The organism is Pseudomonas sp. 9Ag (assembly GCF_902506445.1).
In the GTDB taxonomy this organism is placed as follows: Bacteria; Pseudomonadota; Gammaproteobacteria; order Pseudomonadales; family Pseudomonadaceae; genus Stutzerimonas; species Stutzerimonas stutzeri_AB.
The window spans coordinates 127199-150672 of the sequence record NZ_LR733836.1; the positions used below are offsets into that span (position 1 = coordinate 127199).

The 23474-nt window shown below is 61.1% G+C and carries 23 protein-coding genes; 9 read left to right on the forward strand and 14 right to left on the reverse strand.

The features are described from left to right. Positions 1-2 precede the first annotated feature (2 nt). The 4 genes from ALTERO38_RS00560 to ALTERO38_RS00575 form a co-directional block, all read right to left on the reverse strand. Positions 3-989, reverse strand: coding sequence for a hydrolase (locus ALTERO38_RS00560; protein WP_159969607.1), 987 nt, complete (start codon positions 987-989; stop codon positions 3-5). 118 nt (positions 990-1107) lie between these two features. After that, entirely contained in the window at positions 1108-1707 is a 600-nt protein-coding gene (gene rsmD, locus ALTERO38_RS00565; protein ID WP_159966881.1) for a 16S rRNA (guanine(966)-N(2))-methyltransferase RsmD, read from the reverse strand. After that, positions 1707-3257: a pitrilysin family protein gene (locus ALTERO38_RS00570; protein WP_159966882.1), complete on the reverse strand. Its 1551-nt coding sequence runs from the start codon at positions 3255-3257 to the stop codon at positions 1707-1709. The genes rsmD and ALTERO38_RS00570 overlap by 1 nt, the downstream gene beginning before the upstream one ends. After that, entirely contained in the window at positions 3250-4602 is a 1353-nt protein-coding gene (locus ALTERO38_RS00575) for a pitrilysin family protein (protein WP_159966883.1), read from the reverse strand. The genes ALTERO38_RS00570 and ALTERO38_RS00575 overlap by 8 nt, the downstream gene beginning before the upstream one ends. 238 nt (positions 4603-4840) lie before the next feature. Here ALTERO38_RS00575 and ftsY point away from each other — a divergent pair, with 238 nt between their 5' ends. The 4 genes from ftsY to rpoH all read left to right on the forward strand — a co-directional run bounded on the left by ftsY (position 4841) and on the right by rpoH (position 8821). Then, entirely contained in the window at positions 4841-6184 is a 1344-nt protein-coding gene (ftsY, locus tag ALTERO38_RS00580; protein WP_159966884.1) for a signal recognition particle-docking protein FtsY, read from the forward strand. Continuing rightward, positions 6181-6852, forward strand: coding sequence for a cell division ATP-binding protein FtsE (gene ftsE, locus ALTERO38_RS00585; protein WP_073299191.1), 672 nt, complete (start codon positions 6181-6183; stop codon positions 6850-6852). The genes ftsY and ftsE overlap by 4 nt, the downstream gene beginning before the upstream one ends. Then, on the forward strand, positions 6849-7859 hold the full coding sequence (ftsX, locus tag ALTERO38_RS00590) for a permease-like cell division protein FtsX (protein WP_159966885.1): 1011 nt from the start codon (positions 6849-6851) through the stop codon (positions 7857-7859). Before ftsE ends, ftsX begins: the two co-directional genes overlap by 4 nt. 107 nt (positions 7860-7966) lie before the next feature. Further along, entirely contained in the window at positions 7967-8821 is an 855-nt protein-coding gene (rpoH, locus tag ALTERO38_RS00595; RefSeq protein ID WP_102836648.1) for an RNA polymerase sigma factor RpoH, read from the forward strand. 99 nt (positions 8822-8920) lie between these two features. On the opposite strand, the gene ALTERO38_RS00600 is transcribed toward rpoH, so the two are convergent. Beyond that, positions 8921-11473, reverse strand: coding sequence for a CHASE domain-containing protein (locus ALTERO38_RS00600; protein ID WP_159966886.1), 2553 nt, complete (start codon positions 11471-11473; stop codon positions 8921-8923). Positions 11474-11698: 225 nt separating this feature from the next. Continuing rightward, complete coding sequence (gene mtgA / locus ALTERO38_RS00605; RefSeq protein ID WP_159966887.1) at positions 11699-12409, reverse strand: monofunctional biosynthetic peptidoglycan transglycosylase; 711 nt, start codon at positions 12407-12409, stop codon at positions 11699-11701. Between the two features lie 71 nt (positions 12410-12480). On the opposite strand from mtgA, the gene ALTERO38_RS00610 reads away from it, so the two are divergent. The 5 genes from ALTERO38_RS00610 to ALTERO38_RS00630 all read left to right on the forward strand — a co-directional run bounded on the left by ALTERO38_RS00610 (position 12481) and on the right by ALTERO38_RS00630 (position 16336). After that, positions 12481-12855: a DUF423 domain-containing protein gene (locus tag ALTERO38_RS00610; RefSeq protein WP_159966888.1), complete on the forward strand. Its 375-nt coding sequence runs from the start codon at positions 12481-12483 to the stop codon at positions 12853-12855. Positions 12856-12960: 105 nt separating this feature from the next. Continuing rightward, entirely contained in the window at positions 12961-13161 is a 201-nt protein-coding gene (gene thiS, locus ALTERO38_RS00615) for a sulfur carrier protein ThiS (protein ID WP_148925481.1), read from the forward strand. Positions 13162-13245: 84 nt separating this feature from the next. Next, complete coding sequence (locus ALTERO38_RS00620; protein WP_159966889.1) at positions 13246-14040, forward strand: thiazole synthase; 795 nt, start codon at positions 13246-13248, stop codon at positions 14038-14040. A gap of 112 nt (positions 14041-14152) precedes the next feature. Further along, entirely contained in the window at positions 14153-14824 is a 672-nt protein-coding gene (gene trmB / locus ALTERO38_RS00625; protein ID WP_218581735.1) for a tRNA (guanosine(46)-N7)-methyltransferase TrmB, read from the forward strand. 174 nt (positions 14825-14998) lie between these two features. Then, the gene (locus ALTERO38_RS00630; protein ID WP_159966891.1) at positions 14999-16336 is read left to right on the forward strand and encodes a DUF1329 domain-containing protein; all 1338 of its coding nucleotides are present in this window, start codon (positions 14999-15001) and stop codon (positions 16334-16336) included. Positions 16337-16406: 70 nt separating this feature from the next. Here ALTERO38_RS00630 and ALTERO38_RS00635 read toward each other — a convergent pair whose 3' ends face one another. The 8 genes from ALTERO38_RS00635 to ALTERO38_RS00670 all read right to left on the reverse strand — a co-directional run bounded on the left by ALTERO38_RS00635 (position 16407) and on the right by ALTERO38_RS00670 (position 23470). After that, positions 16407-16730, reverse strand: a complete 324-nt coding sequence (locus ALTERO38_RS00635; protein WP_159966892.1) for a DUF3392 domain-containing protein — start codon at positions 16728-16730, stop codon at positions 16407-16409. A 9-nt stretch (positions 16731-16739) separates the two neighbouring features. Then, entirely contained in the window at positions 16740-17927 is a 1188-nt protein-coding gene (gene hemW, locus ALTERO38_RS00640) for a radical SAM family heme chaperone HemW (protein ID WP_159966893.1), read from the reverse strand. Then, entirely contained in the window at positions 17924-18520 is a 597-nt protein-coding gene (gene rdgB / locus ALTERO38_RS00645) for an RdgB/HAM1 family non-canonical purine NTP pyrophosphatase (RefSeq protein WP_159966894.1), read from the reverse strand. The genes hemW and rdgB overlap by 4 nt, the downstream gene beginning before the upstream one ends. Then, positions 18517-18939 (reverse strand): DUF4426 domain-containing protein, encoded by a 423-nt coding sequence (locus ALTERO38_RS00650; protein ID WP_159966895.1) that lies wholly within the window; start codon positions 18937-18939, stop codon positions 18517-18519. Before ALTERO38_RS00650 ends, rdgB begins: the two co-directional genes overlap by 4 nt. 29 nt (positions 18940-18968) lie before the next feature. Beyond that, positions 18969-19568, reverse strand: coding sequence for a methionine biosynthesis protein MetW (gene metW, locus ALTERO38_RS00655; RefSeq protein WP_159966896.1), 600 nt, complete (start codon positions 19566-19568; stop codon positions 18969-18971). A 9-nt stretch (positions 19569-19577) separates the two neighbouring features. Next, positions 19578-20717: a homoserine O-acetyltransferase gene (locus tag ALTERO38_RS00660; protein WP_102836658.1), complete on the reverse strand. Its 1140-nt coding sequence runs from the start codon at positions 20715-20717 to the stop codon at positions 19578-19580. Between the two features lie 81 nt (positions 20718-20798). Then, positions 20799-22760, reverse strand: coding sequence for a dynamin-like GTPase family protein (locus ALTERO38_RS00665; protein WP_159966897.1), 1962 nt, complete (start codon positions 22758-22760; stop codon positions 20799-20801). Between the two features lie 119 nt (positions 22761-22879). Next, on the reverse strand, positions 22880-23470 hold the full coding sequence (locus ALTERO38_RS00670; protein WP_102836660.1) for a YggT family protein: 591 nt from the start codon (positions 23468-23470) through the stop codon (positions 22880-22882). Positions 23471-23474 lie beyond the last annotated feature (4 nt).

The window sequence follows — 23474 nt, forward strand, 5'->3', positions numbered from 1 at the left end:
ACCTAGCGAGCGGCTGACACCAGCCACTCCGGTATCCGCCGCTCCAGGTAATAGCTTGGCTTGAACAGCGAGCCCTCGACGAAGCCGACGTGCCCGCCGGCCCTATGCAGTTCCAGCGTGGTGGTGGCTGAAAGCTCATCGGGTTCTGGCACGCTGTGGCGAAATACAAACGGATCGTCCTCGGCCTGGATTAGCAGGGTAGGGATGCGGATGTCCGGCAGGAAATAGCGGCTCGAGGCGCGGCGATAGTAGTCGCGGGCATCGGTATAGCCGTGCAGCGGGGCGGTGAAGCGGCCATCGAAGTCCCAGAAGGTGCGCATGCCCTCCAGCGATCCCAGGCGCTTCAATGCCGAGAGATGGGCGTCATTACCCGTGCTTGCGAAGAGTCGCTGCTTGTCCCTGACATAGGCGACCATCTCGCGCATGAAATGCGCCTGATACACCCGCGAAAAGCCCAATCCGATACGGTCAGCGCACTGGTCCAGGCGAAAGGGTACGGAAACCGCCACGGCCCTTTGCAGCGGCGCGGCCCGGCCGGTCTCGCCGAGGTATTTGAGCAGCACGTTGCCCCCTAGCGAATAACCCACGGCATAGAGCGGCGCCAATGGCCGTGCGGCCTGTAGGTGAGCGATCACTTCGCTCAGGTCATCGCTGGCGCCGGAATGATAGGCGCGCGGGAGCAGGTTCGGCTCGCCAGAGCACCCTCGCCAGTTGATGGCGACGCTTGCCCAGTTTCGGCTCGCCAGTTGCCGTTGCAGGCCGAGCACATAGAGCGAATTCGATGAGCCGGTCAGGCCATGCAATACCAGCACGAGCGGTGCCGCGGGATCATGTGGGCCGTGCCAATCGAGATCGATGAAGTCTTCGTCTGCCAGCCATAACCGCTCTCGCCGGCGCTGAAGCACAGGCGTTCGGCGGCAGAACGGGTTCCATAGCGTTTGAAGGTGGCCGCCGGGCAACCACCAGGCCGGGGCGAAGGGGGGATCCATTTCAGGTGCAAAGTCTGTATCGGGAATGGTGGCGGACATGATCACCCTGGGTCGATTGCAATGCGATCCGTGTGGCCTGGTTGCCTTGGTCCAACCAGGCCACGGTGCGGCCCGAGCCTTACGCTTCGCCGGTGCGCTCCCACAGCGCATAGTTCACCTTGCCCGCCTGTTTTTCGCGGTGCAGACGCCAGTTGCCAGGCAGGCCGAGGCTAGAAGGGGCGGCTTCGCTCTCGGTATAAACCCAGGCGTGCTTCGCCAGCCAGCCCCGGTTCTCCAACAGTTCGCAGGTGGGCTGCAGCAGGTTCTTGTTGAACGGCGGATCGAGAAACACCAGGTCGAAGGGGGTCGGGCTCTGGGTTTCGAGATAGCGCAGAGCATCGCTCTGTAGCAGCTGACCCTGGCCACACTTGAGCGTGTCGAGATGCTTGCGCAGGTTGGCAATGGCATTGGCGTTCACATCCAGCGCGAGGGCCATACTGGCACCGCGCGAGAGGGCTTCTAGGTAAAGCGCGCCACTACCGGTAAAGGGGTCGAGCACGCGCGCACCGGAGAGGTAGGGTGCGAGCCAGTTGAACAGCGTCTCGCGCACCCGATCAGGTGTCGGTCGCAGGCCCTCGGCGTCGGGGAAACCGAAGCGACGGCTGCGCCATTCACCGCCGATGATACGCAACTGGCCTTGGCCCCCATGGGCGGAGGGGCGGACGGGTGGATTGGCCATCAATGCTCCGGAACGCTGCTGGGTTGTTCGAGGGGCTTCGTGCTCGGCGGGGGCAGCGGCTTCTGCTCAACCTGCGGACCTGCGGTGACAATCACGAAGTCGTCCGGGCTCAGATGCTTGTTCATCGCGGCCTTGACGTCTTCGACCGACAGCGCCTGGACCTGTTGCATGAAGTCTTCAAGGTGGGTCAGCGGCAGATCATAGAAACCGATGCTTCCCAGCTGGCCGACAATGTCGCTGTTGCTTGCCGTCGACAGCGGAAAGCTGCCAGCGACTTCGCGCTTGCTGCGCGCCAGCTCAGCGTCGGTTGGACCCTTCTCCAGATATTCGGCCACCAGACGCTGAACCAGCGCCAGCGTACCTTCAGCCAGTTCGGCACGAGTCTGCAGATTGATCATGAACGGGCCGGCGACCTGCATTGGACTGAAGCCGGAATAGACGCCGTAGGTCAGCCCGCGTTTTTCGCGCACCTCCTCCATCAGACGCGTGCCAAAACCGCCGCCGCCGAGAATCTGATTGCCTAGATACAGCGCGGCGTAATCAGGATGGCCACGAGGAATGCCCAGTTGCGCCAACATCAGGTGGGTCTGGTTGGAGGGGAATTCGATGTTTTGAGTGCCAGCGGTTGGCTCGCTGGGTGACGGCGGGGGCGCCAGGGCGGGGCCCTGTGGCAGCGCTGCGGAGACCTGGGCGGCGATGGCCTCGGCTTCCTCGCGGCTGAGGTCGCCAACAAGCGCGATCACTGCATTAGCGGCGGTGTACCCCTTTTGATGAAACGCGCGTAGATCTGCGACGCTGATGCCGGGGATCGACTCGGGCGTACCTTCGCTGGGATGAGCATAAGGATGGTCGCCATAGAGCTGCTTGAAGAGTTCGAGACTGGCGAGCTTGCCCAGGTTCTGCTTCTGGAATTCAAAGCCTGCCAAGACCTGGTTCTTGATTCGCTGTAGCGAGTCGTCGGGAAAGCTCGGTTGGCCCACGACCTGACTGAATAGCTGCAGCGCCGGCTCGCGCTTGTCCGGCTCGCTCAGACTGCGCAGGCTGGCGATCGCCATGTCGCGATAGGAGCCGTTGCCAAAATCTGCGCCAAGGCCTTCGAAGCCTTCGGCGATGGCGGTGACGTCCTTGCCTTCAACGCCTTCATTGAGCATGGCGTTGGTCAGCATGGCCAGCCCGGGCACGCCATTATCATGGCTGCTGCCAGCGGCAAAGGACAGGCGCAGGTCGAACATCGGCAACTGATGCGCCTCGACGAACAGCACCTTGGCGCCGCCGTCGGTCTGCCAGCTCTGGATGTCGAGTTCGCGACGGGCCAGCGGCTTGTCGCCGAGCTCGGCCAGTGATTCGATCTGTGTGCTGGCGGCTTCGGCCTCCTTGGCCTCAATGGCGATGGCCTGTCCGGACTCGGCCGGTGTGGCGACGGTTTCTTCGGTCGGTACCGGAATGGATGCGACGGCATCGCCGGCTTCTTCGTTGCAGGCGGCCAGGCCGAGGCAGGACGCCAGCGCCAGGCCGAGCAGGCCGCGACGCAACAGGTGGCGATCACTCATCGCTGGACTCCTCGGGTAGAACATGGGCAACGCTCAGGCGCGAGCGAGTGAAGTAGGTGCGAGCGGCCTGCTGGATGTCCTCGGGCGTAACGGCTTCCAGGGCGCTGAGCTCTTCGTCCATCAGCCGCCAAGAGAGCCCGACAGTTTCGAGCTGACCGATGGTGGTCGCTTGCTGGGTGATGGAGTCGCGCTCGTACACCAGCCCGGCGATGACCTGAGCGCGGACCCGCTCCAGCTCCTCGGCCGATGGTGCGGTTTCCTTGAGCTGTTCCAGCTGCTTCCAGAGACCGGCCTCGACTTCTTCCAGCGTTCGGCCTTTCTGCATGTTTGGCGCGGCGCTCAAGGCGAACAGCGTGTCGCCGCGAGCGTAGGCGTTGTACCAGGCCGAGGCGCTGGTCACTAATTCCTCGCCTCGTTCGAGTTGCTGGGGCAGGCGAGCGCTGTAGCCGCCGTCGAGCAGCGCGCTAATCAGCCGCAGCGCATGGATCTGCCTCGGGTTTTCGCTGGTGGCCAAGCTCGGCGTGTTGAAAGCCATGATCAGACTGGGGACCTGGGTTTGCACATGCAGGCGCAGCCGGCGCTCACCGGGCTCGTCCAGTTCCAATGGACGATTGGCATTGGGTACGTCCTGTTTCTTGATCGGCCCGAAGTAGCGTTCCGCCAAGGTGCGGACTTCATCGACCGTAACGTCGCCGACCACCACCAGGGTTGCGTTGTTGGGCGCATACCAGCGCTCATACCAGGTGCGCAGGTCCTCGACCGTCATCCGCTTGAGATCGGCCATCCAACCAATGGTCGGGATGTGGTAGCCGCTGGCTGGGTAGGCCATGGCCTCGAAGCGCTCGAAAGCCAGCGCGCTGGGCTTGTCGTCGGTGCGCAGGCGGCGCTCCTCCATGATCACTTCTATTTCGCGTTCGAATTCCTCTGCCGGCAGTTTGAGACTCGCCAGACGATCGGCTTCCAGTTCGAAGGCTACGGCCAGGCGGTCGCGCGCCAGTACCTGGTAGTAGGCGGTGTAATCGTCGCTGGTGAACGCGTTTTCTTCGGCGCCCAGTTCGCGCAGGATGCGCGAGGCGTCGCCAGGGCCAAGCTTGCGGCTGCCCTTGAACATCATGTGTTCGAGGGCGTGGGACAGCCCGGTCTGTCCGGGCGACTCATAGCTGGAGCCAACCTTGTACCAGAGCTGGGAGACCACTATCGGCGCCCGGTGATCTTCTCGCACGATCACCTTGAGGCCGTTATCCAGAAAGAACTCGTGGGTGGGCTGGGCTTCGGCAGCCATGACCAGCGGTAGGTACAGGGTGCCGAGTAGCAGGGCTGCGGCGCGGCGTAGCATCAGAGGCATAAGAAGAAAGGCTCGTTCAGTGATCGATCCCGCCCGCGAGGACGCTGGCTGGTGAGGACACGCGGGCCATGGTACTGGGGCACTTGTGTCAGGGCAAAGGCATATGGAGATGCTTGCCGGTGCGGCAGGCTGGGCGGATGGCCACGCTTAGCGAAGGCCGATGCTCAATGCTAGGATAGCGCCCGTCTGGCTGGTGGCATGTCCACCGGCGTATCGCCCTCTTGAGAAAATCTTCTCCATGTTTGGTTCAAACGACGATAAGAAGGCGCCGGCCGAGGCTGGCGAGAAGAAAGGCTTGTTTGGCTGGTTTCGCAAGAAGCCGCAGTCACCAGCGGCCGAACCGCCGCCTGCCGAGCCGCTGGAAGACAGCCAGCCGTTCGCCGACGAGCCCGATACCGCATTGCCCGACGAGGCAGAGACGGTCGAAGAGTCCCCGCCTGCCGAGCCAGAGCCTGCCCAGGCGGAGCCCGAAGAGGAGCCGCAGATCAAACCGGCCGCTGAATTGCAGCTTGAGCCCGAGGCAGAGCCCGAGCCTACGCCGGAGCTGATTCAGCCTGAAGAAGTGCCTGAATCGCCAGTGTTGGCCGAGATTGCCGTCGAGCCTGCCCCGGCTCCGGTTGTCCAAGAACCCCCAACCAAGCTCGGCTTCTTCGCCCGGCTCAAGCAAGGTCTGTCGAAAACCAGCGCCAGCATTGGCGAAGGCATGGCCAGTCTTTTCCTTGGCAAGAAAGCCATCGATGATGATTTGCTCGATGAGCTGGAGACCCGCCTGCTGACTGCCGACGTTGGCGTAGAGGCCACCACGGCGATCATGCAGAACCTGGCGCGGCGAGTCTCGCGCAAGGAGCTGGCTGACAGCGGTGCGCTGTATAAAGCGTTGCAGGAAGAACTCGCCAGCCTGCTCAAACCTGTGGAACAACCGCTGCTGATTGACGGCAGCAAGCAACCGTTCGTGATCCTCGTGGTAGGTGTCAACGGCGTTGGCAAGACCACGACCATCGGCAAGTTGGCGAAGAAGCTGCAACTCGAAGGCAAGAAAGTCATGTTGGCCGCAGGCGACACCTTCCGTGCGGCTGCAGTCGAGCAGCTGCAGATCTGGGGTGAGCGCAACAACATCGCGGTGATCGCCCAGCACACGGGGGCGGACTCCGCTTCGGTGATCTTCGATGCGGTGCAAGCGGCCAAGGCCCGGGGCATCGATGTGCTCATCGCCGACACCGCCGGACGCCTGCATACCAAGGACAACCTGATGGAGGAGCTGAAGAAGGTCCGTCGGGTGATGGGCAAGCTCGATGAAACTGCGCCGCACGAAGTGCTGCTGGTGCTCGACGCCGGCACCGGTCAGAACGCGATCAACCAGACCAAGCAGTTCAATCAGTCGGTCGAGCTGACCGGCTTGGCACTGACCAAACTCGACGGTACTGCGAAGGGCGGCGTGATCTTTGCTCTGGCCAAACAGTTCGGCACGCCGATTCGCTACATCGGCGTTGGTGAAGGCATCGATGACTTGCGAGCCTTCGAGGCGGACGCCTTCGTCAACGCCCTGTTTGCCGAGAAGGGGACGGGCGGAGCCTCGTCATGATCCGTTTCGAGCAGGTGGGCAAGCGCTATCCCAACGGCCACGTCGGATTGCACGAGCTTTCCTTCCATGTGCAACGCGGCGAGTTCCTCTTCGTTACCGGGCACTCCGGCGCCGGAAAGAGCACTTTGTTGCGTTTGCTGCTGGCGATGGAAAGGCCCAGCAGTGGCAAGCTTCTATTGGCTGGCCAGGATCTGTCGCGAATCAGCAATGCGCAGATTCCGTTTCTCCGTCGGCAAATCGGCGTGGTGTTCCAGAACCACCAACTGCTGTTTGATCGCACCGTGTTCGACAATGCCGCATTGCCGCTGCAAATCCTCGGGTTGAACAAGCGCGAAATCGGCCAGCGCGTAATGACCGCGCTCGAGCGCGTCAGTCTGAAGGACAAGGCGCTGCAGTACCCCTCCGATCTCTCCACCGGTCAGCAACAGAGGGTCGGCATTGCCCGCGCCGTGGTGCACCGCCCGGCATTGCTGCTTGCCGACGAACCGACCGGCAACCTCGACCCGCGTCTTGCGGCTGAAATCATGGGTGTGTTCGAAGACATCAACCGCCTCGGCACCACGGTGCTGATCGCCAGCCACGACCTGGCGCTGATTGCCCGCATGCGCCACCGCATGCTCACGCTGCAACGTGGCCGATTAATCGGCGACGGGGAGGCCACCCGATGAGCGCACCCGAGCAGAACCCGAATCCAGCCGAACGCGCGGGCGGTGTACGCAACAAGCCCGAGCAGCCGAAGAGCGATGAGCCGGACTTCAACACCCTGTTTCATGCCTGGGTTGAAAGCCACCGAGCCAGCGTGGTGGACAGCGTCGGCAGGCTGATCAAGCAACCGATCGGTAGCTTCTTTACCTGCCTGGTCATGGCGGTCGCATTGAGCTTGCCGATGGGGCTGGCGCTGTTACTGGACAATGTTGAGCGGCTCGGCGGCTCCTGGCAGCGGGCGGCGCAGATTTCGCTGTTCATGCAGCTGGATGTGGACGGGGTGCAAGGGCAGGTGCTGCGCGAGCAAGTCCTGGCGATGCCCGACGTGTCCGAAGCCAGCTGGATCAGTCGCGAGCAGGCTCTGGAAGAGTTTCAACAGCTGTCGGGGCTCGGCGAGGCCTTGCGAGAGCTGCCGGAGAACCCGCTGCCAGGGGTCATCCTGGTGACGCCCAACGAAGTTGATCGCGATAACCTCGAAGCGCTACGCCAACGCTTGGCGGAGTTACCCGGCGTCGAGCAGGCGCAGCTGGATCTGCTCTGGGTCGAGCGGTTGACCGCAATTCTCAAATTGGGCGATCGGTTCGTGTTCGGGCTTAGCCTGTTGCTGATTGCGACGCTGCTGCTGGTCATCGGTAATACCATCCGCCTGCATATCGAAAACCGGCGCACCGAGATTGAAGTGGTGAAGCTGGTCGGCGGTACCGACGGCTACGTGCGGCGTCCGTTTCTCTACATGGGCGCGTTGTACGGGCTGGGAGCAGGCCTGATGGCCTGGGTCTTGTTGGCTTATGGCCTCGGCTGGTTGAACGAGGCGGTCATAGGCTTGGCTGGCTTGTATAACAGTGACTTTGGTCTGGCAGGTGTGCCAGCCGATGACGGGCTCTCGCTCGTGCTGGGTGCCGTGCTGCTGGGTTATATAGGCGCCTGGCTAGCCGTGGCGAGGCATTTGAGCGAGCTTTCACCCCGCTAAGTTATTGAGTTATATGGAGTTATTAGGCTGTAAGGAAACTTTTCCACAGGCTTGCAGTCTCATGCGGCAGTGCTAAACTGCTGCAGCTTCATTTTTGGAGGACCTGCATGACATCTAATCTCCAACCTGTTCAAGCTCTGGTCCCGGGAGGCAATCTCGAGGCCTATGTGCAGACGGTCAACAGCATTCCGCTGCTCACGGTCGAGCAGGAACGCGACTTGGCTGGACGTCTGTTCTACCAACAGGACCTCGAGGCCGCCCGTCAGATGGTGCTGGCCCACCTGCGCTTCGTCGTACATATCGCCCGCAGCTATTCCGGCTACGGTCTGGCACAGGCCGATCTGATCCAGGAAGGCAACGTCGGCCTGATGAAGGCGGTCAAGCGCTTCAACCCGGAAATGGGTGTGCGTCTGGTCTCCTTTGCCGTGCACTGGATCAAGGCCGAAATCCACGAGTTCATCCTGCGCAACTGGCGCATCGTCAAGGTCGCCACGACCAAGGCGCAACGCAAGCTGTTCTTCAACCTGCGTAGTCAAAAGAAGCGTCTGGCCTGGTTGAACAATGACGAGGTCGAGCGGGTTGCCGACAGCCTCGGCGTTGAGGCTCGCGAAGTCCGCGAGATGGAAAGCCGTCTCACCGGGCACGATATGGCATTCGATCCCTCTGCCGATGCGGATGATGACAGCGCTTATCAGTCGCCAGCGCATTATCTCGAGGATCATCGCTACGACCCGGCTCGGCAACTCGAGGATGCCGATTGGAGCGATAACTCCAATTCGAACCTGCACGAAGCACTGGACACGCTCGATGAGCGTAGCCGCGATATCCTTCAGCAGCGTTGGCTGAGCGATACCAAAGCGACTCTGCATGATCTCGCTGCTAAGTATGGGGTTTCTGCTGAGCGGATTCGTCAGCTTGAGAAAAATGCGATGAACAAGCTCAAGGGTTCCATTCAGGCTTGAGTGTTCATACCTGAATCTCCATCCCGAGCCTAGAGGCGCTGCAACTGCAGCGCCTTTTTTATAGTCGACCGAAAGGGCACGGCCGGACTATCGCTGGCATCAGCGGCAGTGCCTGGAGTGCTCCAGGCTGTCGGTAAGAGCAATCAACAACTGGGCCGCGCTGATGGGTTTGTGTAGCCAGGTGATCCCCGTGTCCTCGGCGTTCTGCTCGAAATGGCTGGCCGCCGATATCACGATAATCGGCAGGTCACGCGTGTCAGGGTTGCGACGCACCTCGTCAATCAGCTCGCGTCCGCTGCCGTCAGGTAGATGTAAATCTAGCGTCATGGCCTCGTAACGGATGCTGGCCAGCTTGTCTCGAGCCGCGTGCAGGCTCTGCACGCGATCAACCGCGTAACCGGCATCGCGCAGCATCAGCAGCAGCAACCGGCCGGTGTCCGGCTCGTCTTCGATCACCAGCAGTCGAGGCTGGCCTTGGTCCGGTGCCATGCTGGCCGACTCGAGGATTGGCAACTCGCACCAGAACGTTGTGCCTTGGCCTTCGGCTGTATCAAAGCCAACACGGCCGCCCATCCGCTCGATGAATTCCTTGGTAATGGCGAGCCCCAGGCCAGTGCCGCCCTTCTGGCGACTGTCGGAGGCATCAGCTTGCGCAAATTTTTCAAATACCCGCGTCTGGAAGCTTGCCGGGATGCCCGGCCCCTGATCGGTCACGCTGATGCGAACATGGGTGGGGTCAGGCTGGCTGCAATGCAGAGTGACCTGACCTCCTTCCGGGGTGTATTTGATCGCGTTCGAAAGGAAGTTGGTCAGAACCTGCTGCAGGCGCAAACCGTCGACCCATACCTGCACGTTGACCGGGTCACACAGTAGGCAGTCCACCCCAAAATGTGCGGCGAAGGCCTGGTTGCTGGTCATCGCCTCATCCAGCAATTGGCGCAGCGAGTGCTCGCGCATATCGAAGGTCATCTTGCCTGCGGTGATCTTCTCCATATCCAGCAGATCGTTGATCAGGTAACCCAACCGCAGGCTGTTGCGGTGCGCGATCTCCAGCATCTGCTGGATAGCAGGCGGAGTGTCGCCCAGGGCGCCGCCGGTGATCAGGCCCAAGGCACCGCTGATCGATGTCAGCGGGGTGCGCAGCTCGTGGCTTACCGTCGAGACGAACTCGTCTTTCATTTGTTCGATGCGCTTGTGCTCGGTCAGATCCATGCTGGTGCCGCTGATTCGCAGCGGCTGGCCGTCGCGGTCGCGCTGGATGTAGCCGCGGATGAGTACAGGCGTGATCTTGCCGCTTTTGTGCTGCAGACGTAGCTCGGTGGTGAAGTGATCGACCGCCGAGAGCATGGTCTGGGCCAGTTGGGTCCGCTCCTGAGGCAGATCCTCAGCTACGATGAGTCGCTCCCAGAGCTTGAGATCCGAACTCAACTCGCCGGGACGGTAGCCGAGCATGTGCCAGGCGCGCGGCGATGCATAGAAGGTTCCCGCTTCGAGATTCATGTCCCACAGACCGTCATTGCTGCCTTTGAGGGCAAGGCTGAGGCGTTCTTCACTGAGCTGAAGGGCGCGTTTGTTTTCGCGGATGTCTTCGGTCATCTGCTGGGCCAGCGCTTCGGCACGGCGGCGTCTGAGCAGCAGCGAAGACGTCAGCAGGAACAGCAGCGCGCTCAGGCCGGTGCCGAGGCCCGTTATCAGTCCTTTGTTGGTATGGAAAAACTGCTCAAAGGCCGGGCGACTCTCTAGGCGCAGCGTCCATGTCTGGCCATAGAGATTCAGCTCTACCACCTTGCTGTATTGGGCTTGCCCGATATCAGGGGCATCTTGACTGGCAAAGATCAGCTGCTCGGCTTGCTCGGTATCGCCTGCGTAGATGTGCAAGCTCAGGTTGGGGTTGGCTGCGCCTAGGATTCCTCGCATCAGGTCGTCCAGGCGGTAGGGGCTGTAGACGAAGCCCTTCAACGCTTGCAAACGCTGAGTCACCGACGTTAACGGCTCATCAGGATGGTAGAAGGGTACATACATGAGGATGCCCGCCTGTACCTTGCCGTGAGTTTCCTGGCGTAACGTGACTTTCCCTGTGATCTGGGTTGTTCCGGTTTCGGCAGCGCTGAGCATGGCCTGCCGGCGAACCGGCTCGGAGAACATGTCAAAGCCGAAAGCGGCCAGGTTGCGATCGCGGAAAGGTTCGAGGAAGACGATGGGGGTGTATAGCGAGCGGTCCGTCCCTTTCGGGTAGACATCGTAGTCGGTATAGCCTTCAGCCCGGACGCTCTGCACATGGCTCTCGAGATCAGACGGCAGCAGCGCCTTGGCAAAGCCGACCCCCTGAATGCCCGGGTAGCGCTCGGCCAGATGCAGTCGCTCGTTGTATTCACGCCACTCCGCGCGCGATACCTCTCCAGAGGCATCAAACAGTCCAGCCGCCCCGAGCAGGATCTGCTCGTGGTCCGTCATGCGTTTATGAATGGCTTCTATGGTGGTGTTTACCAACAGGTCGAACTGCTTGAGCGCGGCCCGCTCCTCTTTCATCTGCAGATGATTGAGAAGGGCCAGCTGTAACAACAGCGCCAACCCGAGTACGAGCCACGCGATGCTGTTACGCCAGTGAAAGAATTGCCGCACCTTGCTGAACGGTGCACTTGTTTCGCTCATGCTATCTGCCGTGCGTGAGTGACGAATGGCGAGAAGGTATCGTCGCCCGGTTCGGCGACCTTCCTCACATGCGGGGCGTCGCCCGGCATTCACCCCGTATATTCATCGCAGCTTACTCGCTGGGATGGCGTACTGCCATAACGCCCCGACAGAGCGCACCGGCTGTTACCCTGGTCTTTGGACGGGCGCTAAAGCCGGCCCGTCACGGTATGTTTCGAGTTGCCTTCAGCGTGACTGGCTCGCTGATAGTTTGTTCAGGTATCCGCTGCCGCCCAGTTGCCTCACCTGCTTCCGTATCCAGGCGGCGCGACTGCGCACATGCGGACCGGGTCGACCGGCATTCCACTCGCGAGGATTAGGCAGTACAGCGGCCAGCTGGCTGGCCTGGCTGGCAGACAGGTAGGGTGCGCCAATGTCGAAATGATGCTGTGCGGCGGCTTCGGCGCCGAATATCCCATTGCCCCATTCGACGCTGTTCAGATAGACCTCCAGAATCCGCTGTTTCGGCCACAGCAGTTCTATCCAGCCGGTGAGCCAGACTTCCAGTCCCTTGCGCAGCCAGCTGCGTCCGGACCAAAGAAACAGGTTCTTCGCCACTTGCTGGCTCAGGGTGCTGGCGCCACGGAGCGAGCCGCCACGTTCGTTGTGCTCGAATGCGGCGCGAATCGCAGCGATATCGAAGCCCCAGTGGTCGGCGAATTTCTGGTCTTCGGCTGCGATGACCGACATCTTCAAGTCGTCCGGCAGTTCTTTCCAGGGCCGCCAGTTGCGTTGCAGGTCAATGCTTTCACCGCTGGTCCAGGATTCGATCTTGCGTTCAACCATCAGCGCTGTGAAGGGCGGCGGCACCCACCGCAGCACCAGCACCAGCAATACGGACAGAGCCGTCAGCCATAGCAGCAGTTTGGTGAGTCGGCGTAGCAGGGCTCGAAGCATGGGGCGTGGTCGCAACCGGGGAGAACGGGCATTATAACGGTGCATACAGTCCCTGACCGGAAGGCCCCCGAATGATTCGCCCGTTTCTTATGCTCGCTGGATTCTTCGGCTTGACTGGCGTCGCGCTTGGCGCCTTTGCAGCTCATGGATTGAAAAGTCGTCTGGCTGCTGACTACCTCGCCGTGTTTCAGACCGGCGTGCACTACCAACTGATCCACGCGCTGGCGTTATTCGGCATCGCCTTGCTGGCGCTGCATGCGCCGAGCCGTCTGCTGGTCGCCGCAGGAGGCTTGTTTACGCTGGGTATCCTGCTGTTTTCCGGCAGCCTCTATCTGCTGACCCTGACTGGCGTCGGCAAGCTTGGAATCATCACACCCATCGGTGGCACGGCGTTTCTGGCCGGCTGGATCTGTTTGATGGTGGCCGCCTGGAACCTGCGCTTCTGATCGGACCGCATTCGTGCGGCGGAGATGAATGGTGGCTGCGGCTGCCTTGGTGGACCGAGTCGATCGGGCTAGAATGCTGGCCCTTTTGCAATGGTGGCGATCACTATGCACATCCAGTTGAACGGTGAGCGCTTCGAGCTCCCTGACGGTCAGTCGGTGGCCGATCTGCTGCAGCGCCTGGAGCTGACTGGGCGCAGACTGGCGGTTGAGCTCAATCGCGAGATCGTGCCGCGTAGCCAACATGCCGCGACGACGCTGGTCGAGGGCGACCAGATTGAAGTCGTACATGCGATTGGCGGCGGCTGACGAGCCCGCCGCGTCGATAATTCCCGGACGTCGCCCGTGCAGCGGCGTATTTCACGCTTCATTTGATCTGTACAGGATGGTCGCATGAGCCCAGTTCCGCACGACAAACCCTTCACGCTTGCGGGCCGCACCTATCAGTCGCGCCTGCTGGTAGGCACCGGTAAATACAAAGATCTCGACGAGACCCGAGCCGCCATCGAAGCGTCCGGTGCGCAGATCGTCACCGTTGCGGTGCGCCGTACCAACATCGGCCAGAACCCAGGCGAGCCCAATCTGCTGGATGTGATCTCGCCGGACCGCTACACGATCCTGCCAAACACTGCTGGCTGCTATGACGCCGAAGAGGCCGTGCGCACCTGCCGCCTGGCCCGTGAACTGCTCGATGGGCACAAGCTGGTCAAGCTGGAAGTACTGGCGGATCAGAAGACTCTGTTCCCCAACGTGATTGAAACCCTCAAGGCAGCAGAAGTGCTGGTCAAGGATGGTTTCGACGTCATGGTCTACACCAGCGACGATCCGATCATCGCCCGCCAGCTGGCCGAGATGGGTTGCATCGCGGTCATGCCCCTGGCTGGTCTGATTGGTACGGGGTTGGGTATCTGCAATCCCTACAACCTGCGCATCATTCTTGAAGAAGCCAAGGTTCCGGTTCTGGTTGACGCCGGGGTAGGCACGGCCTCCGACGCGACCATCGCCATGGAACTCGGCTGCGAAGCCGTACTCATGAACAGCGCGATTGCCCATGCGCAGAATCCGGTGCTGATGGCTGAGGCCATGAAGTACGCGATTGACGCTGGCCGCCTGGCCTATTTGGCCGGCCGCATGCCGAAGAAGCTTTATGCCAGCGCCTCGTCGCCTCTGGAAGGCCTGGTTCGCTAGTTCTCCCTTTCCTGTTTCTGGCCGCGTGATCGCTCGATCACGCGGCCAGCCTTTTTTAACTGTAGGTTCGTTCATGAGTGACATTCCAACCCCGGCCGAGGGCCAACGGCGCATGCGCACCATCAAGAGCTTCGTGATGCGTGCAGGTCGCATGACCGAAGGGCAGCAGCGTGGCCTGGATCAGGGCTGGCCCCGGTTCGGCCTGGAGCTGGCGGACGGCCTGCGAGATTTCGATGAGGTCTTCGGGCGACAGGCACCGCGTACGTTCGAGATCGGCTTTGGCATGGGCCACTCCACCCTGGAAATGGCCGCGGCGGCTCCTGAGCAGGACTTCATTGCGGTTGAAGTGCACTCGCCAGGCGTTGGGGCGCTACTAAGCGGACTTCTGTCACAAAAGCTGAACAACGTACGCATCTACAGTTGCGATGCGCTCGAAGTGCTGCGTGAATGCGTCCCCGATGCCAGCCTGGACCGGGTCCTGCTGTTTTTCCCCGATCCCTGGCACAAAAGTCGCCACCACAAGCGGCGCATCGTTCAGCCGGCATTTGCCGAACTGGTACGGCAGAAACTCAAGGTCGGTGGTGTGTTGCACATGGCGACCGACTGGGAAGCCTATGCGGAGCACATGCTCGAGGTCATGAGCGTTGCACCTGGTTATCGTAACCAGGCAATGAGTGGCAGCTACATCGAGCGTCCCTCGGAGCGTCCAACGACCAAGTTCGAGCGGCGCGGTGAGCGACTCGGCCACGGCGTCTGGGACCTCAAGTTCGAGCGCATCGACTGATCCATTGAAATACGCGTCACCGTTACATCCGGCAGAGCCGCGACCCAGCGGCCCAGGGACGATCCAATAACGAGAAATGCCAGGAAGGCACGATTCCCAACGCCTCAACGAGCGCTCTGCCTGCGGGTCAGAGCCGTCATCTGCCGCGCCAGCCGCGCTGCAAGGAGCAAACAGATGTACAGAAAATTCGGAATTCTGCTGCTGGCGGCCTGCGCCAGCCAGGCTCAAGCCAAGGTCGACGACATGCAGGCTGTGCGCCTGGGCCAGGATCTGACCCCGCTGGGTGCCGAACGCGCTGGCAACGCCGCTGGCACCATTCCGGCCTGGACGGGGGGCGTGCAGCCACCGGCAGGCTACGAAGTGGGCATGCACCACCCGGACCCTTTTGCGGCAGACCCGGTGCTCTACCAAGTGGATCAGAGCAACGTCGGGCAGTACGCTGCCTTGCTGCCAGAGGGGCTGCGAGCGCTGGTCGAACAGTATCCTGACTTCCACCTGCGGGTATTTCCAACACGTCGCAGTGCCAGCAACCCGCAGCGCATTTATGATGCTACACGGCTGAACGCGGTCAATGCCGAGTTGATTGCCAACGGCAACGGGATCAAGGGCGCCTTCGCTGGCATTCCATTTCCCATCCCGCAGGACGGGATGGAAGTGATCTGGAACCATGTCTTGCACTACAAGGGCGACCAGACTCACTTCGTCAACAATCAGGCCGTCGTCATCAACGGCAGCCCGACCTATATCAAACGTGATCGCGAGATCTACTACGTCTACAACCGTGAAGGCATGACCCAGGCCGACCTGGACAATACTTCGTTGTATTACAAATACCGTGTGACCGCGCCGGCCAAGCTCTCGGGAACTGCCCTGGTGGTTCAGGACCCGCTCGATCAGGTCCTGGCGGTGCGCAAGGCCTGGCGCTACAGCCCGGCGGACCGCCGCGTTCGGCGGCTGCCGTCGCTCGCTTACGATTCGCTGCAGCCCGACACCAGCGGTCTGGCCACAGCGGATGTGGTGGACTCCTTCAACGGCGCACCGGACCGCTATGAGTGGAAGCTGGTCGCCAAGCGCGAAATGCTGGTGCCGTACAACAGCTACGCGGTCCACCAGCAGGGCATTCCCTACGACAACATCGTCGGTCCGCGTACCTTAAATCCGGAACTGCTGCGCTATGAGTTGCATCGGGTCTGGGTCGTCGACGCCACACTACGCAAGGGCTACAGCCATCCCTATAGCAAGCGCCGGTTCTATGTCGATGAGGACAGCTGGTCGATCCTGGCGGTCGACCTGTACGACGAACAGGGGGAGCTGATCGGCCTGCAGGAGAGCCATCCGATCAGTTACTACGAGCTTCCGATGTTCAACAGCACGGTCGAAACGCTATACCACCTCAAAGAGGGCAACTACTTCGTCGATGGGTTGGATAACAACGAGCCGATGTATGACTTCGGGGCCAGGCTTGGTCCGCGTGACTTCTCGCCGGCAGCGCTGCGTCGTGGTGGCAACTGACAGATTGCCAGTAAACAAGAAGCCGCCTAATGGCGGCTTTTTTGCGTCTGGATCCGGCGGCTTTGCTTGATCAGTTGCGGTCGGCGACGACGCCGATAATGAACAACACCAGCAGCAGTACCGGCGCAAGGGTGTAGTTGTTGAACTGCGCCAAACCCTTCGCCAGCCAAGGGCTGAGATAGATGATGCCCAGACCGTAGACCAGCGCGCAGAAGATCACGAACGCCAGTGTTCGAAGGACGAAGTTGAGTCCGCCGATGTTTTTCTGCACCCACGCATTCAAGGCGGGGCCGAACAGGACAAACAGCGTGGCCATGATCGCCAGGGAGATATCAAACAGGTGGTGGCGACTCCAGCGCGACAAGGTGGCGATGAGGTCCAGTACGAGATCCATGCAGGGTCCTTAGGGCAGGAAGAGTTGCAACAGGTCGTTGAGAAAAAGCTGGCCTTTGGCGGTAGCCACCAGCCGCTGCGGGTCAGGCTCCAGCAGGCCGCGCGCTTCAGCGTCGCGTCGTCCGGCGGCCAGCAGGTCCAACGAGAGGCCGGTGCGCTGAGTGAACATCAATGAAGGCACGCCGTCGGTGAGGCGCAGCACGTTCATCAGGAATTCGAAGGGTAATTCGTCCTGCGCGAGCTGCTTGTGGCCCGCACGGAAGCGTTTGTCCGGGTCGAGATAGTCTTTGGGCAGGCGGGTTTTCCAGTGCCGGTAGATCTCGCCGTCTGCTGCGGTCCACTTACCATGGGCACCCGCACCGAGGCCGAGGAAGTCGCCGAAGGTCCAGTAATTGAGGTTGTGCCGCGCCTGCCGACCCGGTTGCGCATAAGCCGAGGTTTCATACTGGCGATAGCCGTGTTCGGCGAGCAGCGCCTGTCCGGCTTCCTGGATGTCCCAGAGGGTTTCGTCTTCCGGCAATCGGGGCGGTTTGTTCCAGAACTCGGTGTTCGGCTCGACCGTAAGCTGGTACCAGGACAGGTGCGTAGGCTGTTGGGCGATGGCGATGCGCAGGTCGCTCAGCGCGTCCTCCAGGCTCTGCTCGGGCAGGCCATGCATCAGGTCAAGGTTGAAGTTGTCAAAGCCCGCCGCGCGCGCCATGTCGGCAGCCCGGATTGCTTCGTCGCCATCATGGATACGACCGAGGGCCTTCAGCTTGGCGGGCTGGAAGCTCTGAACGCCGATCGACAAGCGGTTGATGCCGAGGCTGCGATAGTCACGGAATTTTGCCTGTTCGAAAGTGCCGGGGTTGGCCTCCAAGGTGATTTCGATGTCCTCGGCGAACCCGACCCGCTGCCGCATGCCATCAAGGATTCGCGCCAGCGCGCTGGCGGAGAACAGGCTCGGCGTGCCGCCACCGAAAAAGATCGATGTCAGCCGGCGGCTCTGGATCTGCTCCAGATCGGCATCAAGGTCAGCCAGCAGCGCGTCGACATAAGCGCCCTCGGGCAGCGAGGCACCGGCAGCATGGGAGTTGAAATCGCAGTACGGGCATTTGCGCACGCACCAAGGGATGTGGACATAAGCCGCCAGGGGCGGCAATTCCAGACGCGATGCCGCAGGCGGCTCCGGAGCGCCGCCGTTGGGACCTGCGGTCATGCGATCCCCAGGCGCTGCTTGAGCAGGGCCATGGCGCGGGCGCGGTGGCTGAGCTGGTTCTTGTCCATCGGTGCCAGCTCGGCGCTGGAGCAGTCACGTTCCGGAACCCAGAACAGGGGGTCGTAACCGAAACCATGCTCTCCTTGGGCGCTGTGCAGAATACGACCCTGCCAGAGCCCTTCGCAGAGAATCGGCAGCGGATCGTCGGCATGCCGCAGCAACGCCAGCGCGCAGACAAACTGAGCGCCGCGCTCGGCGTCCGGCACGTCTTTCAGAACATCGAGCAGTTTGGCATTGTTTGCCGCATCGCCCTGGCCATTGGCGTAGCGCGCCGAGTAGATGCCGGGAGCGCCGCCCAGATGATCCACAGCTAGCCCGGAATCATCGGCCAGCGCCGGCAGGCCGGATATGCGCGCCGCGTTGCGTGCTTTGAGAATGGCGTTCTCGACAAAGGAAAGCCCGGTTTCCTCTGGTTCGATGTCGCTGAATTCACCAATCGAGCGCACACGCACGGCGTCGCCGAGCATGGCCTGCAGCTCCTTGAGCTTGCCGGTGTTATGGCTGGCCAGCACCAGTTCGTTGAAAAGCATCATTCGTCCGGGAAGACTTCTTGGCTGAAGTCGAAGTTGATCGCCGGGGCGCCGGCAGGCTGCACGTTCAGGTTGAAGCGCAGGGTTTCTTGCGAGTCGAAAGGGAACTGAGCCAGGTAGTAGATGGCCTGCTCGCCTTCTTTCAACTGCTTGAAGTTCAGGGAGTAATCCTGTCCGAGGAGGTTCTTAACCGTGCCACTGACCTGCGCTGCGGTCGGTTTGCCGGACTTGAGCACCGATATGTTGAGCACGCCTTGAGTCTTGCTGCGCACCACGCCAGCTGCGGCGGCAATGTCAGGCTGCAGGAAGCCGGAATTGAAAGCGATATAGTGCACATCGTATTCGCCGACGCTGTGTTTGCGCTCGGCCACGGCGGGCAGAGCGAATAGCAGGGCGAGCAGGCATAACAAGCTAGATTTCATGAGTTACCTCCAGCAATAGCGGTCAGCGGTCAGCGGACGGCTCCGGTGACACGATAGATACCGATTTCACCAATCAGATTAGGCCACAAGCGACTCGCCATGCCGTGCTTGTGATGGCGATCCACGGCCAGGCGCTCAAGCACCCGTGCGCCGAGTTCGTGGGACAGTCGCTCGAAGTCCTCGAAGGTGCAGAAGTGAATGTTCGGCGTGTTGTACCAGGTGTAAGGCAGAAAATCCGACACCGGCATGCGGCCTTTGCTGGCCAGGTACCAGCGGCAGCGCCAGTGACCGAAGTTGGGAAAGGTGATGATGCATTCGCGGCCGACCCGTAGCATTTCCTTGAGCAGCTTGTCCGGGTAGTGGACCGCTTGCAGCGCCTGGGTCATGACAACCATGTCGAAGCTATCACTGGCGAAGTTGCCGAGGCCCTTATCGAGGTCTTGCTCAATGACGTTGACACCTTTCTCGACGCAGGCGGCAATGTTGTCCGGGTCGATTTCCAGGCCATAGCCGCTGACCTGCTTGTTGTCCCGAAGCCAGGCCAGCAGGTCACCGTTACCGCAGCCCAGGTCGAGCACGCGGCTCCCCGCCGGGATCCAGTCTTGGATGATGTCCAGGTCGGCGCGCATATGGGTTCCTTATACGGCTATACGGTTCATGTAACCGCGAAAGGCCTGTAGATAACGAGGGATCGGAATCAGGAAGGCGTCATGGCCCTGCGGAGCGTCGATCTCCAGGTAACAGACGTTTTTTCGCGCCGCCATCAGCGCGTCGACGATTTCATGCGAGCGTTCAGGCGAGAAGCGCCAGTCGGTGGTAAACGAAATCACGCAGAAGTCTGCCTTCGCCGTCGACAGTGCCTTGGCCAGGTCATCTTCGTAGGCTGCGGCCGGGTCGAAATAATCCAGCGCCTTGGTCATCAGCAGGTAGGTATTGGCATCGAAGCGGCCGGAGAACTCTTCGCCCTGATAACGAAGATAGCTTTCGACCTGAAATTCTACGCTGTTGAAATCGTAGTTCAGCTTCTCGCTCTTGAGCCCACGACCAAACTTGGTGCCCATGGCGTCGTCGGACAGGTAAGTGATGTGGCCGACCATGCGTGCCAGCATCAGGCCCCGCTTGGGAATCACGCCCTTCTCTTGAAAGTGGCCGCCATGAAACTCCGGATCGGAAAGGATGGCCTGGCGTGCGACCTCATTGAACGCAATGTTCTGCGCTGACAGCTTGGGTGCAGAAGCAATCGCCACGCAATTACGCACGCGCTCGGGGTAACTCATGGTCCATTGCATGGCCTGCATGCCACCTAGGCTGCCACCGACTACAGCAGCCCACTGCTCAATGCCGAGCATGTCGGCCAGGCGGGCCTGGCTGTTGACCCAGTCCTCGACAGTAACAACCGGGAAATCCGCGCCATAAGGTTTGCCCGTGGCTGCATTGATGCTGCTGGGGCCCGTTGAGCCATTGCAGCCGCCGAGGTTGTTCAGGCTGACCACAAAGAAACGGTTGGTGTCGATGGCTTTGCCCGGACCGATGCAGCTGTCCCACCACCCCGGTTTGCGGTCTTCCGCGTCATGGTAACCGGCCGCGTGGTGATGGCCTGACAGCGCGTGGCAGATGAGCACGGCATTGCTGCACGAGGCGTTGAGCTCGCCGTAGGTTTCGTAGATCAGCTGGTAATCGTTCAGCGTGCGGCCACAGGCGAGTGCCAGCGGCTCGGCGAAATGCGCGACCTTCGGACTCACCAGACCAACGGAATCGGTTGGGATAGCTGTGGGCATCGACCCTGGCTCGTACTGGAAGAAGGCGGCAAAGTCTAAAGGTTAGCGCGCCTCAATTCATCCTCAATCGCAACGCCGGTGTCAGCCCAAGTTGGCGCTGGTGAGGCTGACGACCTTGCCTTGGCGGCGAATCGGTGCCGGTTTTCGCAGCACTCGCAGCATTTCACCCGCCTGGGCCAGCTGTTGCTCCAGCTCCAGGCTGTACCGCGCGAGCGCGCGCCCGCGCTGGCTGCTTTGCTGGCTATCCTGCGCCAGGCTCTTGAGGCGCAGCATGTGTGCTTCCAATTGCTGCTTGTGTTCCAGCGAATGCTGCATCAGCGGCAGCAGCGCTTCATTGGCCCAATGCTCGGCTTCCTGGCGTAAGCGCTGATGCATGGCGACCACCTCCTGAACAAGGGTGGCGAAGAAGCGACGGGTCAAGGTGCGCTGCTCGGTGAGCAGCGTCTTGAGCTGCAGGCGGAACTGGTCGGCCTTGCTTTGCAGGTCCTTGAGTTCTTTCTGGTACTGCGCCAGACGGAACAGCGGGGCGTCCACGCCGTGCAGCGGATTCTCGTCGTTATGTCGCCTGTAGATGGCCGAAACCATCTTGTTGGCCAATGCCGCCTCGTGCTCAAGCGCAGCGATATCCTGTTCTACGGAGCGGAAAAAATGCACGATGCTGAGGTTGATTCCCAGAGTGGTCAGGCTGCCGGTCAGGCTGCGTCGCAGGCGAGAGAGGTGTTCCTCGAGCCGTTCCGGGCGCACCGTCGAACGCAGAAGCTCGCCCTGGCGTTGCAGTAATCGCTGGTTGGTTTTCAGCTGCAGCAGGCGCTTGTGGTGCTGGTTATGGTCATGGCGGGTACGGGCTGTCAGCTCGAGGAGCATCTGGCCGCTGTCCTGGCGATGGCTATCGAGCAGGTGGCATTGCTCGCGGACCTTGGCCAGCCGCTGGGTCAGGATATGCTGGCTGTTTTGCAGCAAGGCGAGCACCAGGCGCACCACCTGTTGTTCCAGCAGATGCTCCTTCTGAGCAAGGATGCGCTCGCTGAGTAGATGTTCCAGTGCAACCAGTTGACTGCGCTCGAGCAGGCTTTGATCGCCGCGAATCTTGGCCAGCAGGGCCTGCTTGGCTGAGAGAGGAAGCACATCCTCCACTGCGATGCCCAACTGTTGCGCCGTAGCGGCCTGCATCCGTTGAATCGCCTCACTGACAAAGGTCTCACCGGAGACGTCGTCCCACAGAACATCGATCTTGTTCAACACGGCAAACAGACGGTTTCGTCCACCGTCGTTGAGCTGGCGAATGTGCTGTTGCCAGATACCCATGTCGCTGGCCGTCACGCCGGCATCGGCCGACAGCAGGAAAATTACCGCGTGGGCGTTAGGCAGCATCGACAGCGTCAGTTCCGGCTCGCTGCCGAGCGCGTTGAGGCCGGGTGTATCGAGGATGCGCAGGCCTTGGCGCAGTAGCGGATGGTCGAAGCTGACCATGGCGTGTCGCCAAGCCGGCACCAAGACTTCACCGTTAACTTCGGACGCTTCCAGCACATCGGGGTGGAAGCCCAGCTGGATAGCCTGCTCGGCGGGCATGGATTTCGCGGAAGCTACCTGGCCGAACGATTCGACCATGGCGTCAGGATTCGCGGGATCCAGCGCAATGTTCGTCCACAAGCGTGGGGCGCGCTTGAGCTGGGCGATGCTGGTGTCTTCAAGGCGGGATTCGATCGGCAACAGGCGAATGTAAGAACGTTCCGCGCGGGGATCGAAGAACAGCTCGGTCGGGCACATGGTGGTGCGGCCGGCACGCGACGGCAGGATGCGCTGGCCATACTCCGAGAAGAACAGGCTGTTGATCAGCTCCGTCTTACCGCGCGAATACTCGCCGACAAACGCGAGGGTTATATGGTCGGTGCGCAGCAGTTTCAGCGAACGGTCCAGGCGGGTTTCAACCACCTCCGAGTTCAGCCGGTTGTGCGCCAGCCAGCTGCGGTAACGGGTTATTTCGCGGATAAGGTCGCGTTTCCAGGAGACATAGGCATCCACCTGCCGGTCGAGTCGTTCCATGGTCGTGGTGCTTCCTGAAAGGCGTAGGAGGCGATTATCCCCGCCACCCGGTGCGGGTCAATCGAGCCTTTTGTGAACCACCGCCCAAAGCCTGCACAAGGCTTGGGGCGGTTTCAGGCTCAGATGAGCGAGCGCAGGATGTTGGGCATGTGGGTCATCATTGCCAGGTTATTGATGACCAGCATGTCGATCAGTTTGATCGCCAGAAACGCGAAAATCGGCGAGATATCCAGCCCACCCATGCTTGGCAGCAGACGGCGGAAGGGCGCCAGTGCCGGTTCGCAGATCTGGCTGACCAGTTGAGCGCCCGGGTTGTGACTGCCAGGTGCGACCCAGGACAGGATTACGCTGATGATAAGCGCGTAGAAGAAGATGTTGATGAACAGCCCGGTCACGCCAATGACGGCCCAGACCAAAAGCTGCAGCGGGTTTCCGATGGTGCCGAACGCGATCATCAGGATCGCCGCCATCAGTAGGATCTGGACGATGATCGCTAGTACCAGTGAGGACAGGTCTAGCCCGCCGATACTGGGGATGATGCGGCGCAGCGGCTTGAGCAGCGGGTGCGTGGCGCGGACAATGAACTGGCTAAGCGGGTTGTAGAAGTCTGCCCGGACCAGCTGCAGGATGAAACGCAGCAAGACGATCAGCAGGTACAGGCTGCCCAGCGTCTGGACGATCAGGATCAGGGCTTGCGAGAGTTGCGACATGAAG